A 16,960-nucleotide genomic window follows, 5' to 3' on the forward strand; every position below is an offset into this window, starting at 1 on the left:
TATTGTTGTTGTGTCATTGGCGCCGCCTATCTCTTGTTGGCGCAGCCTTGCGCTGCGCCTACAAAAGCGCTTTGTTCGGTCACAGGTCGCCGACGAACGCCTGCACTTCAATCTCTACATCCACCCCAAGCGCCAACGCCGAGGCTACGGTAGAACGCACCGGCAGCGCCGCGCCGAAGAATTCCTTGTACACCTCGTTGAAACCGGCGAAATGGCTCATGTCCGACAGCCAGACCGTGGCCTTGACCACCTGGTCGAAACGCGCCCCGCAAGCGGCCAGGCTTTCGGCAATGCGCTCGCAGGCTGCGCGGGTCTGGGCCTGGATATCACCGCGTACCACTTCACCGCTGGCGCTCATCGGCACCTGGCCAGAGAGGAACAGAAAGCCACCGGCCTTTACCGCGCGGGAGAAAGGGAACGGCAGGCTGCTGGGGAAACGCTGGATGTCATTGCTCATGGGGTACTCCTTCAAGGGTGTTGGAAACGGGCCGGGGACAGGCGCTCGGGCGCCACGCCCTGGCTGACAAGGCTAGGACACAAGGGCTGGCCAAGCAGCAGGTCGGCGGCCAGGCGCGAAGCGCCCGCTGCCGACTGGATGCCATAGCCACCTTGCGCCGCCAGCCAGAAAAACGCGGGAGCGTGTGCATCGAAACCGATCACCAGGTCGCCATCGGCAACGAACGAGCGCAACCCGGCCCAGGTGTGGCTGGGGCGGCGGATCGCCAAGGTGGTCATGGCTTCGATGTTGTAGATACCCAAGGCCACGTCGAGCTCCTCGGGCGCGGCGTCCTGCGGTTCGACCGGGTCGGCATTGGCAGGCGACCCAAGCAACTGGCCGGCATCAGGCTTGAAGTAGAAGCTTTCGTCGACGCCGATCACCGCTGGCCAGCGGGCGAAGTCCTGGTCCGCAGGGCCTGGGAAGGTAAAGGCGCTACGTCGGCACGGTTGCAGGCCGATGCGCGCCACACCGCACTGCTCGGCCACGCGGTCGGCCCAGGCACCTGCGGCATTGACCAGTTGGCGTGCCTGCACGCGGCTGCCATCAGCCAGTTCCACCTGCCACAGGCCGTCCAGGTACCAGGCCTGGATCAGCTCGGCGTTGCAGCGCAGCTCACCGCCGGCCGCGCGATAACCGCGCAAGAAGCCCTGGTGCAGGGCGTGCACATCCAGGTCCATCGCGCCCGGCTCAAGTACTGCGCCGGCCAGGGTTTCGCCACGCAGGCTGGGCACCAGGGCCAGGGCGGCGTCACGGTCCAGCAGGCTGACTTCGGTGCCATTGGCCAGGTTCTGCGCGTGGGTCTGCTCCAGCAGCGCGTGCTGCTCCAGGCTGGCCACATATAGGCAGCCACGCGGTTCCAGCAGCGGGTGCTCGCAGAAGCCCTGCGGCGGCGCTTCGTAAAAGGCCCGGCTGGCGCGGGTCAACGCCTGTATCTGTGGCGTGCCGTAGGCTTCCATGAACATGGCCGCCGAACGCCCGGTGGAATGGTAGCCAGGCTGCGACTCGCGTTCGAGCAACAGCACATGCTGCTGGCCGGCCAAGCGATAGCCCAGCGAGGCGCCGGCAATGCCGGCACCGATGATCAGGGTGTCGTAGGTCGGGGTCATGCACGCTCCTGTCAGGCAAATTATCATTTATGAGAATTCTAATATATGAGAATTTAGAAATGCGCAAGGGTCCAAGGTAAGATGCCCGACCAACGCCGTATACCGAGAACCCTGAATGCCCGCTGCCCTACCCCTGCTCGACCGCGCCGTAGTCGGCCAGCGCCTGCGCCAGGTGCGCAAGGCGCGCCAGATGACCCTCAAGCAATTGTCCGAAGCCAGTGGCGTGCCGGTATCCACCTTGTCGAAGATGGAACTGGCGCAGGTGTCGGTCAGCTATGAAAAGCTCGCCGCCGCAGCGCGGGCGTTGAATGTCGACATCGCCCAGTTGTTTCGCGCCAGCGGCACGGTCAGCGCCCCGGTGCCGGTGACCGTAGTGGTCGATTCATTGCCGGCGGCGGCGGGCTATTCGACCGGTACCTATGACTATCACCCGATTGCCGGTGACTTCCCCGAACGGCGCATGACACCGGCCTATGCCCGCATCATTGCCCGCGAACGCGGCCAGTTCGACGATTTTATCCGCCACCCAGGGCAAGAGTTCGCCCTGGTACTGAGCGGGCGTGTGCGCATCGAGTTCGAAACCGGAGAAGCGGTGAGCATCGGGCCGCAGGAGACCGCTTATTTTGACAGCCAGGTAGGGCACATCTACCTGTCGGAAAGCGATGACGGGGGTGATGCGCATGTCATGGTGGTGATGACCGATCGGTGATTGGGTGCACCCAGTTATAACCTAATAACGAACAAGTCTATTTGGCTATAAAAAAATCTATATGCTGGCTTGCATCCGATAACGGGCAAAGTTGGGCAGTCGAGTAGCGTATGGATGTAGGTTCTTTCGGTTTCACCATTGCTGGCCTGGTCGTGGGTTTCATCGTCGGTATGACCGGCGTCGGTGGCGGCTCGCTGATGACCCCGATCCTGTTGTGGTTTGGCATCAACCCGGCGACAGCAGTCGGCACCGACCTACTCTATGCGGCCATCACCAAGGCCAGTGGCGTCTGGGTGCATGCGCGCCAAAAGAACATCGACTGGAAGATCACCGGCCTGCTCAGCCTGGGCAGCGTGCCCGCTGCGGCGCTGACCTTGTGGTTCCTCAGCACCCTGCACACCGACACCTCGGCGCTAAATGCGATCATCAAGCAAGGCCTGGCGGTGGTGCTGATCCTCACTGCGCTGGCCATCCTGTTCAAATCGCGCCTGCAGGCCTTCGCCAGCCGCCATGCCGGTGACCACTACCACCTCAGTGACCGCAGCCTCAATATCCTCACTGTGCTGACCGGTGTGGTGCTGGGCGTGATGGTTACCCTCACGTCCATCGGTGCTGGCGCATTGGGCACCGTGGCGCTGTTCCTGCTTTACCCGTTCCTGGTCACCCGCCGGCTGGTCGGCACCGAAATTGCCCACGCCGTACCGTTGACCCTGGTAGCAGGCCTGGGCCACGCGGGCATGGGCAACATGGACTGGTCGTTGCTGGGCTACCTGCTGTTGGGCTCGCTGCCGGGTATCTACCTGGGCAGCCACCTCACCGGACGCATCTCCGACCGCGTGCTGCGCCCGTGCCTGGCCGCCATGCTGTTACTGATCGGTTACAAGCTGGCGTTCTGAACCTTAGCCCAGGCGCAGCCGCCACTGCCCCGTGAAACTCAACACAAGGCGTGACAGTGGCAGCACATCGATACGCTGACCAGCAGTCAACGGGCACCCTAGCAACTGCACCAGTACCGCGCGCATGACCATCGGGTGGGTCACCGCCAACCATTCACCCGGCCTGTCGAAGGCCGCCAGCCAGGCGGCCAGGCGCTGGCACAGCGCCGCGAACGACTCCCCACCATGCACCGCACTGGCCGGGTCTTGCAGCCATTCGGCCAACGCCTGCGGTTGCTCGGCTTGCAACTGTTTCAACGACAACCCTTGCCAGCGCCCCAGGTCGCAATCGGCCAATGCCGGCTCGATTTGCACCTGCCCCGACAACCACGCCGCCGTCTCGCAGGCTCGCCGTTCTGGCGCAGTCAGCACGCGCATGCCGGGCAGAAGAACGTCGGCTTTCTGGGTCAACGGCAAGATGCCATCATCTGCACAGTGCAGGCTTCCGGTTTTCTGAGCCTGGGTCAGGGCATGGCAGATAAAGGTAAGGCGAATGGCTTTCACCGGGGCTCTCTCGCAGCAGGCTGGGGCCAATGGTTTAGCATGCTGCGAGGCTTTTGGCTGCAACAATGTCGTCGACTGAACAAACGCGTACCCCTTGCAGGAGCGTTCAGTTCACAGCGAAGAAACCCCTTGCACCAATCCCCATACCGGCAGCGCCCCCACCAGCCCCACTGCCAGCCGCGGCCAGTACGGCAGTAGCATCACCAGCAACAAGCCCGCCAGCGACAGCACGCCGAACCAGGCCACCGGCCCCATGGCCCAGCCCCAGGCCTGGGCGCACAGCGTCAGGCTAGCCAGCAACGCCAACCAACCTGCACTGCGCAGGCCGATACGCAACACGCGTGGGCAGGTGCGATTCCACACCTGCTTGTAGTGCCGCTCCAGCCCTTGGCACAGCCCGAGCATGCCGGCGTAGGCGAACAGCACGCCGCCTATGACCCACATCGTCATGCCTCGGCCTCCATGCGCCGCCCCGCCCTGGCCTTCTGTGGCACCGGTTGCGCCTGCCGCACCCGCCAGGCCGCCAGCCCAAGCATTGCCCCCAGCACCAGCGCACATGTCGCAACCCCCTGGCGCATCGAGTCTTCAAAGCCGCCAAACGCACCCAGGCCAATGCACAGCGTTGCCGCCAGCAGTAGTTGCTCGGCCCAGGCCCGGCGTGCCGGCCTGACGCCGGCATGCAACAGCGCCAGTAGCCAAATGCCAAAGAACGCACGCACCTCCCAGCTTTCCCGCTGTATCAGGTCAACCGGCAGCAACCGGCTGGCCCACAGCAGCCCTACGCACGCCAGCAACAGGCCGCTGATGAAGCCGACGTTGCACACCTCGGCCACCCGGTACCAGCGTCGCGCCGAAGCATCGGCCGTGGTGCTGGTGTACTTGCGCCCGCGCTTCACGCAGAACAGCACCAGACCACTGGCGATCATCAGGCAGCTGACCAGCCCGCAAACGAAGTACAACCAACGCATCGGGTAACCGCCGAACTGGGCGAAGTGCAGGCCGACCATGACTCGCTGGGTCAAAGGCACCGCGCGCCACTGCGGCACGTCGCTGAGCAACTGCCCGCTGACGCCATCGAAGACCATCGCCTGCCCCTTGGCCAGGGCAATGCGGTTGCCCAACTCGGGGCGGATTTCGATACGCGCTGCCGCAGTGTTGGGGTTACGAATATTCAAGCCAGCAATCGGCCCCAAGCGCGCTTCGGCCTGGGCCAGCAACGGCACCACATCGACCAGCGGCGCTGGCTGCCTTGTCGCGCCACGGGGCTGTTCCAGGCGTGCATTGCCCTGGGCCTGGAAGTAGGCGCGCGTGTCGCCGGCGAACAATGCATCTACCCCGGCAGGGATATAGATGAGCATGAAAATCACCAGGCCGGTGTAGGTGATCATCAAGTGGAACGGCAGCAACAGCACAGCGCTGGCATTGTGAAAGTCCAGCCACGAACGCTGGCCCTTGTTTGGCCGGAAAGTGAAGAACTCCTTGAAGATCTTCTTGTGAATGACAATACCGGTGACCAACGCAGCAAGCATCACCAGCGCCAGCGCACCGACCACGAAGATGCCCCAGTTGCGTGGCAGGTCGAGGGTAAAGTGGAAGCGGAAGAAGAAGTTGCCGCCCACGCTGTCGCGCACCTCGATGGCCTCGCCAGTGCTCGGGTCAAGCTGCGCGCCACCGCCGTGGCGCCGCTCACCGGTGGATACGCGCAACCCAGGCGATCGCTCGCTCGGCAGGCTGATACCCCAGTTGCCCGCCTGCGGCTCATGGGCCTGCAGGTAGGTGATGGCGCGCCGGGCGGCGTCGGCCTGGGACACCTGGGTGGCCGGGATTTCCGGCTGCATCCAGTGGTTGAGCTCCTTGTCGAACACCGCCAGGGTGCCGGTGACGAAGATGGCGAACAGCAGCCAGCCGAAGATCAGCCCGGCCCAGGTGTGCAGCCAGGCCATCGATTGGGTGAAGGTGTTCTTCATGCCAGCCACCCCAGCACTTGCGGCCAGAAGCCGATCAGGTTGAGGGGCACTGCCAGCGCCAGCGGCGCCCAGGCACGCAGGGCATCACGGCAGGCAAACGCCCAGAGGATGGCGGCGGTGTAGAAGATGAAGGCCGGCAGTGTTGCGACGATGACCGCGTCGGTGGCGGACAGCGGCAGGGTACGAGCCAGGCACGCACTGGCGGCGTAGCTGAGGGCATAGCCGCCGAGCAGCGCGGCGCCGCTGCGGGAGAGGATTTGTAGCCAGGCGGGAAATTTAAACATTTGGCTTCCTGGAAAAACGTGTCCGCCGCGAATGGGCCGCAAAGCGGCCCGGGTCTCAGAAATTGATGTTCAGCGCAGCGAACACCGCCCTGCCCGGCTGGTTGTAAGTGTTTGCCCCCGAGCTGCTGGCATTGCCACCCCGCAGGATCTGCTTGTCGAACACGTTGTTCACCCCCACGCGCACGTCGTAGTTGGCGTTGAACTTGTACCCGGCACTCACGTCCACCAGGCCATAGGCCTCGACGTCCTGCTGTGCGGTCTTGTCGTAGTCTTGCTGGGTGCGGTAGTTGTAGGTCGGCGATTTCTGCTTGCCGAAATAGGTACCTGCCACCTGGAACGACAGCTGCTCGGTGGCACGCCAGTCGAGGGTGGTGTTGACGGTGTATTCCGGGATCACCGACAGCGGCTCGCCCGTCTCGCGGTTGTCGTTGTCGAGCATCCAGGTCAGGTTGGTGTTCCAGTCCAGGGTCGGGGTCAGCTCGATGAAGAGGTTGCCTTCGATACCTTCGACCCGCGCCTTGCCGGCGTTATCCCACTGGGTCACGCGACTGCCGGTACCGATGGTGTAAAGCACATCGGTATCACCGATGATTTTGTTCTTGTAGTCGTTGCGGAAGTAGGTGGCACTGGTGCGCCAGGTACCACGGTCGTACTGCAGGCCGATCTCCTTGTTGACGCTGATCTCGGGCTTGAGGTCGGCGTTGCCCTGCAGGTAGCAGCCACCATTGTTGGTCTGCTGCACACTGCAGCCGTTACCGCGGCTGTACAGCAAGTAGTTGGGGTTGGATTGGTAGAGGTTCGGGACCTTATAGGCACGGGCAATGCCGCCTTTTACCGACAGCGCTTCGGTCAGCTTGTGGGACAGGTTGAGGCTGGGGCTGAAGTTGTCGCCGAAGCTTTCGTGGTGGTCGAAGCGCAAGCCAGGGGTAATGGTGGTGTCGCCAACAATGATGTTGTCTTCGACGAACAGCGCATAGCTGCGTGCGGTCATCTTCGAGCTGCTGCGATCGAAGCCGACAAGCCCGCCATTGCTGGTGGGGTCGGAACTTTGCGGGCGCAACGAACCCTGGTCGTTGAGGGCTTCATACAGGTACTCGCCGCCCAAAGTGAGCACGTGCTCGGTGCTGCCCATGGCGAACGGCAGGTTAACTTCACTGCTCAGGCGCGTGTTGCGCAAGCGTGACATGGCTCCACCCTCGTCGCTTGGCGCACCTTCGGTGCGGCCTGCCAGGCCCTCGTTGAGCCGCCAGTTGCGCACGTACTCGTAGGCCAGCGTGGTCTTGCTGGTGCCCCAGGTGAAATCACCGAGGTGGGTCAGGTCGTAGGTGCTGCGCTGCATGACGTTGGTTTCGTGGCCGTACAGACTGGAGACGAAATCGACGTCGCCGCCGCCATTGCTGTTCATGGTGTCGCCGGCAAAAATGTTGCCCTGGCGGCTGTAACCGGCGCTGGCTTCGAGGCGATGCTCGTCGTTCAGTTTCCAGCTCAGCAGCCCGTTGATGTCCTTGTTGCGCACCCCTTCACGCCCCGCCACCAGTGCACTGGTGGCATGCCCGGCGTTGATGTCCAGGTCGTCGGCATCCGTCTTGGCCAGGCCGCCATACAGGCGGAAGCCGAGGTTATCGGTAAGCCCACCGCCGAGGTTGAAGTTGGCCCGGCGGCTGGCGCCTTCGGCGCTGTCTTCGGGCAGTTGGGTGTATAGGCTGACGCTGCCTTTCAGCTCGTCAGAAGGGCGCTTGGTGATGATGTTGACCACCCCGCCCATAGCGCCGGAGCCGTATCGTGCGGCGGCCGGGCCCCGCAGGATCTCGATGCGCTCGACCGCTTCGGCCGGCACCCAATTGGTTTCACCCCGGGTATCTCGGTCACCGTTCCAGCCATAGCGCACGGCGTTGCGCGCGCTGGACGGCTTGCCGTCGATGAGGATCAGGGTGTTTTCCGGGCCCATGCCGCGCAGGTCGATCTGGCGGTTGTTGCCGCGTGCGCCACTGGCGCTGTTGCCGGTCAGGTTGACGCCGGGCTCGCGGCGAATAATGTCGGACAGGTCATTGGCCGGCGGGTGGCGCTTGATGTCTTCGGCGGTGATGATCGACGTACCCAGGGCCTGTCGCGCTTCGCGCTCGGCAGTGATCAGGGTGTCCTGGATCACCAACGCATTGTCGGCAACCGGCACTTCCAGCACCTCACCCGCACGCTGCTCCTCGGCTTCTGCCGCGGTGGCCATCATGGCCGGCGACGCCAGCGCGACGAACGCCAGGGCCAGGCTGTTGGGTGAAGTTCTGCACTGCATGGGTACATCTCCTGCGATTCATGAGCAAAAAGGCACATCCCTGTCGGAAACCGGGAGCCCTCGCCCACCGGCCCCGCAAACACAGTTTGGCGGCCAACAGGGGTGGTAAATATAGGGAATCGCAAATGCGAGTAAATCTTATTTACGAACTTTACATGTTTGTAACGGAACTTTGCTGAACCGCGGAATAGAGCGCCGCTTTAGGCTCGCGGCGGACTCGGCAACGCCGAGCTCGCTATTTGTCACCGAGCCCTCTGGTGACCTTGGCGGAAAAAATAGCGCTACCATTTTCGGTCATTACTGAAAAAGTCTTCAATAGCAACCGCCTCACTATTGAATAGATTTTCAGTATGCCATAGGATCTCCGAGCCTAAACAAAAACAACATGAGGAGATGCGCATGCCGCAACTCAGAGATGCCGTCTATTGGCGTGGACGAAGCACCGACCTGGTGGTGGAGGCGCGTGCGTTCATCGCCGGTGCCTATGTGGGGGCCAGCGAAGGCGAGACGTTTGCTGTGTGCAGCCCGATTGATGGCCGCGAGCTGGCGCAGGTTGCGTTGTGCCGTGGGACTGACGTAGAACGCGCCGTGGCTGCCGCCCGCGGGGCATTCGAGCGCGGTGGCTGGGCCGACCTGGTACCACGCCAGCGCAAGGCCGTTCTGCTGCGCTGGGCTGCGTTGATGAGGGAGCACGCCGAGGAGCTGGCGCTGCTGGAAACCCTGGACACTGGCAAACCCATCGCCGATACCACGGCGGTGGATATTCCCAGTTCCATCTACTGCCTGGAATGGTTCGCCGAGCTGGTCGACAAGGTCACCGGCGAGGTGCCCGCCTGCGATCCGCAGTTCCTCGGCACCGTGACCCGCGAGCCGGTCGGCGTGGTGGCGGCAATAGTGCCCTGGAACTACCCGCTGCTGATGGCGACCTGGAAGTTCGCCCCAGCCCTGGCCGCCGGCAACAGCCTAATCCTCAAGCCTTCGGAGAAGAGCCCGCTGAGCGCCTTGCGCATTGCCGGCCTTGCCCGCGAGGCGGGTATTCCCGAGGGCGTTTTCAACGTGGTGCCGGGCGATGGCGAGACCGGTCGCCTGCTCAGCCTGCACCCGCAGATCGACTGCCTGGCCTTCACCGGCTCCGGCGCTGTTGGCCGGCAGATCAGCCGCAATGCGGCGGACAGCAATCTCAAGCGCGTCTGGCTGGAGCTGGGCGGCAAATCGGCGAACATCGTCATGGCCGACTGCCCGGACCTGCGCCGTGCGGCTGAGGCTGCCGCGGCTGCGGTGTTCAGCAACATGGGCCAGGTGTGCAGCGCAGGTTCGCGCCTGTTGGTGCAACGCCCTATCGCCGGGGCCTTCATCGCCGAACTGCTGGAGGCCGCGCGCGCCTACCTGCCCGGCGACCCGTTGGACCCGACCAGCGTCACCGGCAGCCTGATCGATGAAGCCCAGTACCAGCGTGTACGCCAATACATCGAGCTGGGCAAGCGTGAAGCGCGCCTGCTGCTGGGGGGCGAGGACTGCGCGGCGGTCCCCGGCGGCCACTATCTGCAACCGACCATCTTCGCCACTGACGCCACCTCGCGCATCGCCCGCAAAGAGGTCTTCGGGCCGGTGCTGAGCGTCATCGAATTCGATGGGCTGGACGACGCCATCGCTGTCGCCAATGCCAGCGAATACGGCCTGGCGGCGGCCTTCTGGTCGGCCGACCTCGGCGCCATCCGCCGTGCCTCGCGACGCCTGCGTGCCGGCACCGTGTGGGTGAACTGCTACGACGAGCTGCTCGACATGAACTTCCCGTTCGGTGGCTTCAAGGAGTCCGGCAATGGCCGGGACAACTCCGTGCACGCCCTGGACAAGTACAGCGAACTCAAGTCGACCATCATCCGCTGCTGAAGGTGCAATACCGTGATTGACAATCTTTCCCCCCTGTCGCGGCAGAGCTGGAGCCTGCCACTTCCCATCGAGTACGGCCCTGGCGCGCGGACCGCGCTGGTCGAGCTGTGCAAACGGCATGGCATTTCCCGGCCGTTGATCGTGACCGACCAGGGCTCGATGCGCCTGCCCTTCGTGGCCGAGCTGCAGGACTTGCTGAACGATGCGGGCCTGGCATGCGGGCTGTTCGGCGAGGTCGAGCCCAACCCCAGTGATCGCGCCGTGCTCAAAGGCGCCGCGGCGTTTCGCGAGTGGCGCGCCGACGGCATCATCGCCCTCGGTGGCGGTAGTGGCCTGGACGGCGGCAAGGCCGTGGCCCTGGTGGCCCGGCAGACACGTCTGCCGTTGTGGGCGTTCGATTTCGACAAGCCGGTACCCGAAGGCCTGGTCGCCAACGATTTCCCGCCGGTGATCTGCATCCCGACCACCGCCGGCACCGGTGCCGAGACCGAGAGCACGGCGATGCTCACCGACAGCGAGCGCGCTATCATAGGCTGCGTCTGGCATCCGCTGGCGCGTCCCCAGGCGGTGATCCTCGACCCCGAACTGACCCTCAGCCTGCCGGCGCACCTGACGGCCTGGACCGGCCTGGATGCGGTCATCCATGCCCTGGAAGCCTACTTCGTGCCAACCTTCAATCCGCTCTGCGACGGCGCCGCGCTGCAGGCGCTGGAACTGCTCTGGGGTTCCCTGGAGCAAGCTGTGGAACAGGGCGACGATCTCGAAGCACGCGGACGCATGCTGATCGGTTCGTGCCTGGCGGGCGTGGCCTTCCTCAAAGGGCTTGGCCTGGTCCATGCGCTCAGCCACATGGTCGGTGCCACCTACAACAGCCATCATGGTTTGACCAACGCCATGATTCTGCCCAGGGTGCTGCGCTTCAACCGCGCGGCCATCGAGCCGCGCCTGGGGCCGGTGTGTCGCGCCATGGGGTTGGCGGGCGAAGACTTCGAGAGCTTCCAACGGGCGATCTGTGCGTGCCTGGACCGCCTTGCCATCCCGGTTTCCCTGGCCTCGCTGGGCTTACGCAGCGATGACATTCCAGCCATTGCGCGCAAAGCCATGGGCGATCCGGCGCGGCAGACCAACCCGCGCCCAAGCAGTCTCGAAGACCTGGAAGCGCTGCTGCATCAAGCCCTGGAAGAGAAACGGGCCTAGTCGCGGGAAGCGACGACCTTGCTGTGCTCACAACAATATCAATAAAGGTACGAACCCCATGTCAGCTCCCAAGACTGCCTCCGCCAACGGACGGCTGAATCTGGAAACCCGTTCCATCGACTACGTGCCCCTCGCCGAGCGCCACGGCAAGGCTTGGCACCTGTGGCCAATCTGGTTCTGTGGCGAGGCGCACCTGACCACCCTGGCGGTAGGCATCATCGGCATCGGCCTGGGGGCCAACCTGATGTGGTCCGCCATCGCCATCTTCCTCGGTTGTGCCTTCGGCACCCTGTTCATGGCCGGGCACTCCACCCAGGGGCCACAGATGGGGCTGCCGCAACTGATCCAGTCGCGGCCGCAGTTCGGCTACTTGGGAGCGCTGTTGGTGTACGTGGTGGCCATCGTCACCTACGTTGGCTACAACGCCTTCAACCAACTGCTGGTGGGGCAGACCCTGCACGAGCTGTTCGACGCCCCGCAGGAGCCCTCGGCGATCCTCTTCTCGCTAGTGGCCATCGCCATGGCCATCGCCGGCTACAACACCTTCCACAAGGTGCAGCGCTGGCTGGCGTTCCTGCTGATCGGGGTCATGGCGGTGTTTACCGTCGGCCTGTGCGTCTACGTGAAACTGCCGCAGGAGCACTTGACCCTCAGCGGTTTCAAGGCCACGCCCTTCCTTGCGCAGTTTTTTGTTGCCGCCGCGTACCAGTTGAGCTGGGCGATCTATGTGTCGGACTACTCGCGCTACCTGCCGCCGAATGTCAGTGTCCGCTCATCGTTCTGGTGGACGTACCTGGGCGCGATGATCGGTGGCGTGTGGATGATGCTCCTCGGCGCGTTGGCCGCCGCCTTGAGTCCCGGCCAGAATCTCGCCAAGGGCTTGGTGCTGCTGGGCGACATGGTGTTCCACGGTTTCGGCGAGTTTGTCCTGATTCTCGCCGTGCTGAGCCTGGTGACCAGTGCCGCACAGAACTTCTACGGCGCGTCGATCACGCTCTTGAGCATCGTCGACACGGTGAAGCCCCAGACGTCGACCCTGCTCAAGCGTGTGCTATCGATGCTGGCAGTGGGCGGCGCGGCGATCTATATCGCGATGACCGCCTCCGACAACTTCGTAAAGGACTTCGGTGACTTCCTCGCAATCCTGCTGTACCTGTTCACGCCTTGGACGGCAATCAACCTGGTGGACTTCTACGTAGTGCGTCACGGCAAGTTCTCTATCCGGGAAATTTTCAAGCCCAAAGGCATCTATGGACGCTGGAACTGGCGGGGCATTGGTGCCTACCTGGTGGGCTTCGTGGTCATGCTGCCATTCTCCGCGACTGGGCTGTACACCGGTTACGTGGCGCGGCAACTGGACGGCGCCGACATCAGCATGCCGATCGGCCTTGCGGTATCGGCGCTCGCTTACTGGTGGCTGTGCCGCTCGCAAAACATTAAACAAGAGCTCAGTCAGGTCGGCCGCCTCGATCAGGACCTGGAAAACGGCGCAACAGCTTGAGGTTGAGCTTCGGCACCTGCACGCATCGGTAAATCTTGTTAGATTGGCGTCCCCGCCCGGCGCTCTGCATCGGGCGGGCTTGCCATTCCAGTGAGAGAAACGGATTCAGCCATGAGCGTGGACAGCCAGAACGATAAGCCCCGAAAGCGCAGGACCAGAGTCGATCCAGAGACACGGCGCAAGGCCATCGTCGAAGCGACCATGCGCTGCATCACGCGCTTCGGCCACGCCGGCACTACCATCGAACGCATCTGCGACGAGGCCGAGGTGTCGGTCGGGCTGATCGGTCATCATTTCTCCAGCAAGGACGAACTGATGCTCGCCACCTATCAGGAGCTCACCAACCAGTTGCGCGAGGAGACCCGCCGCTATCTGGAAACCAAGGGCAGTACGCCTGTGGAGCGTCTCACCGCGATCATCCGCTCCTCATTCCGGGGCAGCATTTTCAATGAGTTCATCCTCACCACTTGGCTCGGCTTCTGGAGCGCGGCGGTGTCTTCCGAGCAACTGCGGGAGCTCAATCGCAAACTCTATGCTGACTACCGCAAGGAGCTTGAGGGGGTGTTCAAAGCCATCGCAGCCGAGCGAGACCTGGCGCTAGATGCCAAGGGCAGCGCGCTGATTATCACCGCTTTGATTGATGGCTTCTGGTTGGAGTGGGCACTGGACCATAGGGCTTTCAGCGCCCGCAAGGCAGAAAAGTGCTGTTTGCAGACGGCGCAGCTGTTGATTGGTGCGCAGCCCGTCTAAGAGCTGTGGGGGTTATCTGCCTGAGCATGTACCTGCTTTCACTTGCGACATCCGATTTGCATCCTGCGTAGGGGCTCCTACAGTTTCGAACGTACAACTCTGCCGAGAGCCCAGATGCGCAGCAATGAAGACAGCAGCCCCGCCAGGGGCCTGACGAAAATCCCTCGCAGTGTCTGGGCACTGGGCTTCGTGTCGATGTTCATGGACATCTCCTCGGAAATGATCCACGCCCTGTTGCCCTTGTACATGGTCAGTGTGCTTGGTGCTTCGGTAGTAGCTGTGGGCTTTATCGAAGGCATCGCCGAGGCGACTGCATCGATCACCAAGGTATTTTCCGGTGCTCTCAGCGACCGGCTGGGCAAACGCAAGCTGCTGACGGTACTCGGCTACGGCCTGGGTGCGCTGACCAAACCGGTATTTCCCATGGCCTCGGGGCTTGAGTGGCTGACGGCGGCACGCTTCGTCGACCGGGTCGGAAAAGGCATTCGTGGGGCGCCGCGCGATGCGCTGGTGGCCGATGTTACGCCAGCCGAGTTGCGTGGCGCGGCGTTCGGCCTGCGCCAGGCCCTCGACACCGTGGGCGCCTTCCTCGGACCGTTGTTGGCGATCGTGTTGATGTGGCTGACCGCGAGCCATTTCCAGACCGTATTCTGGGTGGCGGTGATCCCTGCTTTCGTGGCGGTATACATCCTCATCGCCTTCGTTCGCGAACCTGAAACGCCGGCCACGGGGCGGCCGGTACGCTCACCGTTGGCACTGCACGAACTGGGGCGCCTTGGGCCGCCCTATTGGCGCCTGATCGGCCTGGCCACGTTATTCACCCTCGCCCGCTTCAGCGAGGCATTCCTGCTGCTGCGTGCGCAAGACATGGGCCTGGCACCTTTGTGGGCGCCGGCGGTGCTGGTATTGATGGCACTGGCCTACTCACTGTCGGCCTACCCCGCCGGGGTGCTGTCGGACCGGGTGGGGCGCCGTGGCGTGCTGATGGTCGGGCTGGGTTTGCTGATCACTGCCGACCTGCTATTGGCCCTGCTGCCGGGCTGGGCCGGGTTGGCCCTTGGGGTAGCGGCCTGGGGCTTGCACCTGGGCTTCAGCCAAGGCATTTTCGCGGCCATGATCGCCGACAGCGCCCCGGCCAACCTGCGTGGTACCGCCTTCGGCCTGTTCAACCTGCTGACCGGTGTAGCGCTGCTGGTGGCCAGCGTGGTAGCCGGATTGCTGTGGGATGGTGTGGGGTTCCAGGCAACGTTCCTGGTCGGTGCGGGGTTCGCCGGCGCTACGCTGGCGGGACTGACGCTAATGAAGGTGACAGGATCATGATCACTACCACCGCCATGTCCATGACCGCCAGCCTCTGGTGGTGGGGCTGGCGGATACATGCTTGGATCGATCCGGGCTAGGCCATCGCTGCCTGCTGCTCCAGCAACGTCCAGCCGCCCTGCCCGTTCACCTCCAGCCGGTGGGTATGGAACCCTGCCAGCGTGCTGCGGTGGCCGACACTGACCAGCAATGCACCCGGCATTTCTGAGCGCAGCAGCGCATACAGGGCATGCTCGAGCCCCTCATCCATCGCTGAGGTGGACTCGTCGAGGAACACCACCTGCGGCCGGTTGAACAGCACCCTGGCGAACGCCAGGCGCTGCTGCTCACCCACCGAGAGGATGTGTGACCAGTCGCTGCTGACGTCCAGGCGCTCGGCCAGGTGGGCCAGGTTGACCTGGTGCAACGCCTGCTGCATTCGCGCCTCATCCTCGGGCTTGCCGGCTGCCGGATAGGCAATGACGGTACGCAAGTCACCCAGTGGCAGGTATGGACGCTGCGACAGGAACAACGCCTGGTGACCCGTCGGCCGCCTGACTTCACCTTCGGCATACGGCCACAACCCTGCCAGGGCGCGCAGCAGCGTGGTCTTGCCACTGCCCGATGGCCCTTTGATCAACAGCGCCTGACCGGCATGCAAGCTCAAGTCCAGGTCGGCGATAAGGGCGTGTCCGTCCGGGCGTAGTACCTGCAGCCCCATGATCTGCAGCGCATGCGCCTGGTCTTCGGTAGTCACTCGCGGCAACCCACTTGCCTGCTCGTTAGCATCGAGAAAACCAGTCAGACGGTCGAGGGTAGCGCGATACTGGGCAAACGCATCGTACGACTCTCGGAAGAACGACAAAGAGTCCTGCACCTGGCCAAAGGCCTGGGACGTTTGCATGACATCGCCCAGCTTGATCGCACCACTGAAGAAGCGCGGCGCCTGGAGAATGAACGGGAACACCACGGCAACCTGGCTGACCCCCAGGTTGAAGCCACTGAACTTCAGGTTCCGGAACACCAATGCCCAGGCATTGACGATCAAGGCAGCAAAACGGCCCAGCAACGTGCCCCGCTCCACTTGCGCACCTTGATAGAAGGCAATGTTCTCTGCGTTCTCACGCAGGCGCATCAACGCGTAACGGAAGTTGGCGGTGAGTTTTTCGTTGAGGAAGTTCAGGCGGATCAGCGGGCGCCCGAGGCGGAAGGCGACCCAGGTGGCGACGATGACATACAGGTACACGGCAAACACCATCGCCCGAGGGATCTCCACCCCAGCCACTGTCAACGGTGCTGACAGCCCCCAGAGGATACCGGTGAACGCCACCAGTGAAACCAGCGCACTGACCGCGCCCAGGGCAAGGGTGACCGAGTTGGTGACGAAGGCGTTGACGTCCAGTTCGATACGCTGGTCGGGGTTGTCCACCGGCTCGGCGAGGAACTGGCCACGGTAGTAGGCATCGCCCTGCATCCAGTCGTGGGTCAGGCGCTCGGTCAACCAGACCCGCCACTTGATGCTGAATGCCTGGCTTACATAGAAGGTAAACAACGAGCGCAGCACGTGGATGGTGGCCAGTACCGCGAAGACCCCGAGCAGGTACCAGAAAGCGGCTTGGTCGAGGCCCTGCAGGGCGCTGTAGAAGCCGTTGTACCAGAATGAAAACAGCACATTGAGCCGAACCGAGAACAGCGTCAGTACCAGCAGAAGGGCAAACACCAGCAACGGTCGCCAACTGCGCCTGAAACTGAAATAGGGCCCGGCGAGCTGCCAGAACTGGCTACCCCAGCGCGTGCAACGCACAGCCAGTGCTGCGGCTGCAGTGAAGCAGACAAGGGTGATGAACGAGGCGATCGCCAGCCAGCTCAGGCTCTCTTGCAGGGCCTGGTGCCAGTTCATTTCCATGGTAGGTATCCGTGATGAGTATTTCCGCGAGCGTAGCATTGTCCCGCGATTCGTCAGGCATAGATGACGCACATTTCATGAACTGTAGAAGCGACAATGTGTGGGGCTTGGATTTCAAGCCAC

At 63.3% G+C, this 16,960-nt stretch carries 15 protein-coding genes; 7 read left to right on the top strand and 8 right to left on the bottom strand.

The annotated features are described in order from the left end of the window. Positions 1–79: 79 nt before the first annotated feature. Positions 80–457, bottom strand: a complete 378-nt coding sequence (locus APH42_RS07830) for a RidA family protein (protein WP_012271538.1) — start codon at positions 455–457, stop codon at positions 80–82. 11 nt (positions 458–468) lie between these two features. After that, positions 469–1,605 carry an FAD-binding oxidoreductase gene (locus tag APH42_RS07835; RefSeq protein WP_012271537.1) on the bottom strand — a complete coding sequence of 379 codons (1,137 nt, stop codon included), beginning with the start codon at positions 1,603–1,605 and terminating at the stop codon, positions 469–471. Between the two features lie 115 nt (positions 1,606–1,720). Between APH42_RS07835 and APH42_RS07840 the strand changes: the two genes are divergently transcribed. Next, positions 1,721–2,314, top strand: a complete 594-nt coding sequence (locus APH42_RS07840; protein ID WP_012271536.1) for a helix-turn-helix domain-containing protein — start codon at positions 1,721–1,723, stop codon at positions 2,312–2,314. Positions 2,315–2,424: 110 nt separating this feature from the next. Beyond that, positions 2,425–3,210 carry a sulfite exporter TauE/SafE family protein gene (locus APH42_RS07845; protein ID WP_012271535.1) on the top strand — a complete coding sequence of 262 codons (786 nt, stop codon included), beginning with the start codon at positions 2,425–2,427 and terminating at the stop codon, positions 3,208–3,210. Positions 3,211–3,213: 3 nt separating this feature from the next. Here the strand turns inward: APH42_RS07845 and APH42_RS07850 are convergent, their stop codons facing one another. From APH42_RS07850 to APH42_RS07870, 5 genes are all read right to left on the bottom strand, one after another. Beyond that, positions 3,214–3,753: a histidine phosphatase family protein gene (locus APH42_RS07850; RefSeq protein ID WP_060493073.1), complete on the bottom strand. Its 540-nt coding sequence runs from the start codon at positions 3,751–3,753 to the stop codon at positions 3,214–3,216. Positions 3,754–3,864: 111 nt separating this feature from the next. Next, on the bottom strand, positions 3,865–4,203 hold the full coding sequence (locus APH42_RS07855; protein WP_041166449.1) for a DUF3325 domain-containing protein: 339 nt from the start codon (positions 4,201–4,203) through the stop codon (positions 3,865–3,867). Then, positions 4,200–5,720, bottom strand: coding sequence for a PepSY domain-containing protein (locus APH42_RS07860; protein WP_060493074.1), 1,521 nt, complete (start codon positions 5,718–5,720; stop codon positions 4,200–4,202). Before APH42_RS07860 ends, APH42_RS07855 begins: the two co-directional genes overlap by 4 nt. Beyond that, complete coding sequence (locus APH42_RS07865; protein ID WP_012271531.1) at positions 5,717–6,004, bottom strand: hypothetical protein; 288 nt, start codon at positions 6,002–6,004, stop codon at positions 5,717–5,719. Before APH42_RS07865 ends, APH42_RS07860 begins: the two co-directional genes overlap by 4 nt. Before the next feature lie 55 nt (positions 6,005–6,059). Next, the gene (locus tag APH42_RS07870; protein WP_060493075.1) at positions 6,060–8,294 is read right to left on the bottom strand and encodes a TonB-dependent siderophore receptor; all 2,235 of its coding nucleotides are present in this window, start codon (positions 8,292–8,294) and stop codon (positions 6,060–6,062) included. Positions 8,295–8,693: 399 nt separating this feature from the next. Between APH42_RS07870 and APH42_RS07875 the strand changes: the two genes are divergently transcribed. The 5 genes from APH42_RS07875 to APH42_RS07895 all read left to right on the top strand — a co-directional run bounded on the left by APH42_RS07875 (position 8,694) and on the right by APH42_RS07895 (position 14,952). Then, positions 8,694–10,184, top strand: coding sequence for an aldehyde dehydrogenase (locus tag APH42_RS07875; RefSeq protein ID WP_156352746.1), 1,491 nt, complete (start codon positions 8,694–8,696; stop codon positions 10,182–10,184). A gap of 12 nt (positions 10,185–10,196) precedes the next feature. Next, a complete protein-coding gene (locus APH42_RS07880; protein ID WP_060493077.1) occupies positions 10,197–11,381 on the top strand; it encodes an iron-containing alcohol dehydrogenase in 1,185 nt (394 codons plus the stop codon). Positions 11,382–11,439: 58 nt separating this feature from the next. After that, positions 11,440–12,882: a cytosine permease gene (locus tag APH42_RS07885; protein ID WP_060493078.1), complete on the top strand. Its 1,443-nt coding sequence runs from the start codon at positions 11,440–11,442 to the stop codon at positions 12,880–12,882. Positions 12,883–12,993: 111 nt separating this feature from the next. Further along, positions 12,994–13,632 (top strand): transcriptional regulator BetI, encoded by a 639-nt coding sequence (gene betI, locus APH42_RS07890; protein ID WP_012271526.1) that lies wholly within the window; start codon positions 12,994–12,996, stop codon positions 13,630–13,632. A 114-nt stretch (positions 13,633–13,746) separates the two neighbouring features. Further along, positions 13,747–14,952 carry an MFS transporter gene (locus APH42_RS07895; protein ID WP_060493079.1) on the top strand — a complete coding sequence of 402 codons (1,206 nt, stop codon included), beginning with the start codon at positions 13,747–13,749 and terminating at the stop codon, positions 14,950–14,952. A 76-nt stretch (positions 14,953–15,028) separates the two neighbouring features. Here APH42_RS07895 and APH42_RS07900 read toward each other — a convergent pair whose 3' ends face one another. Next, positions 15,029–16,837 (bottom strand): ABC transporter ATP-binding protein/permease, encoded by a 1,809-nt coding sequence (locus APH42_RS07900; RefSeq protein WP_060493080.1) that lies wholly within the window; start codon positions 16,835–16,837, stop codon positions 15,029–15,031. Between the last annotated feature and the right edge of the window lie 123 nt (positions 16,838–16,960).

It is taken from the genome of Pseudomonas sp. NBRC 111140 (genome assembly GCF_001320885.1).
GTDB lineage: Bacteria > Pseudomonadota > Gammaproteobacteria > Pseudomonadales > Pseudomonadaceae > Aquipseudomonas > Aquipseudomonas putida_P.

What these genes read in the sequence shown, in the direction of transcription:
- APH42_RS07830 (WP_012271538.1), bottom strand. Translation starts at nt 457, where the DNA reads ATGAGCAATGACATCCAGCGTTTCCCCAGCAGCCTGCCGTTCCCTTTC.
- APH42_RS07835 (WP_012271537.1), bottom strand. Translation starts at nt 1,605, where the DNA reads ATGACCCCGACCTACGACACCCTGATCATCGGTGCCGGCATTGCCGGC.
- APH42_RS07840 (WP_012271536.1), top strand. Translation starts at nt 1,721, where the DNA reads ATGCCCGCTGCCCTACCCCTGCTCGACCGCGCCGTAGTCGGCCAGCGC.
- APH42_RS07845 (WP_012271535.1), top strand. Translation starts at nt 2,425, where the DNA reads ATGGATGTAGGTTCTTTCGGTTTCACCATTGCTGGCCTGGTCGTGGGT.
- APH42_RS07855 (WP_041166449.1), bottom strand. Translation starts at nt 4,203, where the DNA reads ATGACGATGTGGGTCATAGGCGGCGTGCTGTTCGCCTACGCCGGCATG.
- APH42_RS07860 (WP_060493074.1), bottom strand. Translation starts at nt 5,720, where the DNA reads ATGAAGAACACCTTCACCCAATCGATGGCCTGGCTGCACACCTGGGCC.
- APH42_RS07865 (WP_012271531.1), bottom strand. Translation starts at nt 6,004, where the DNA reads ATGTTTAAATTTCCCGCCTGGCTACAAATCCTCTCCCGCAGCGGCGCC.
- APH42_RS07870 (WP_060493075.1), bottom strand. Translation starts at nt 8,294, where the DNA reads ATGCAGTGCAGAACTTCACCCAACAGCCTGGCCCTGGCGTTCGTCGCG.
- APH42_RS07875 (WP_156352746.1), top strand. Translation starts at nt 8,694, where the DNA reads ATGCCGCAACTCAGAGATGCCGTCTATTGGCGTGGACGAAGCACCGAC.
- APH42_RS07885 (WP_060493078.1), top strand. Translation starts at nt 11,440, where the DNA reads ATGTCAGCTCCCAAGACTGCCTCCGCCAACGGACGGCTGAATCTGGAA.
- betI (WP_012271526.1), top strand. Translation starts at nt 12,994, where the DNA reads ATGAGCGTGGACAGCCAGAACGATAAGCCCCGAAAGCGCAGGACCAGA.
- APH42_RS07895 (WP_060493079.1), top strand. Translation starts at nt 13,747, where the DNA reads ATGCGCAGCAATGAAGACAGCAGCCCCGCCAGGGGCCTGACGAAAATC.
- APH42_RS07900 (WP_060493080.1), bottom strand. Translation starts at nt 16,837, where the DNA reads ATGGAAATGAACTGGCACCAGGCCCTGCAAGAGAGCCTGAGCTGGCTG.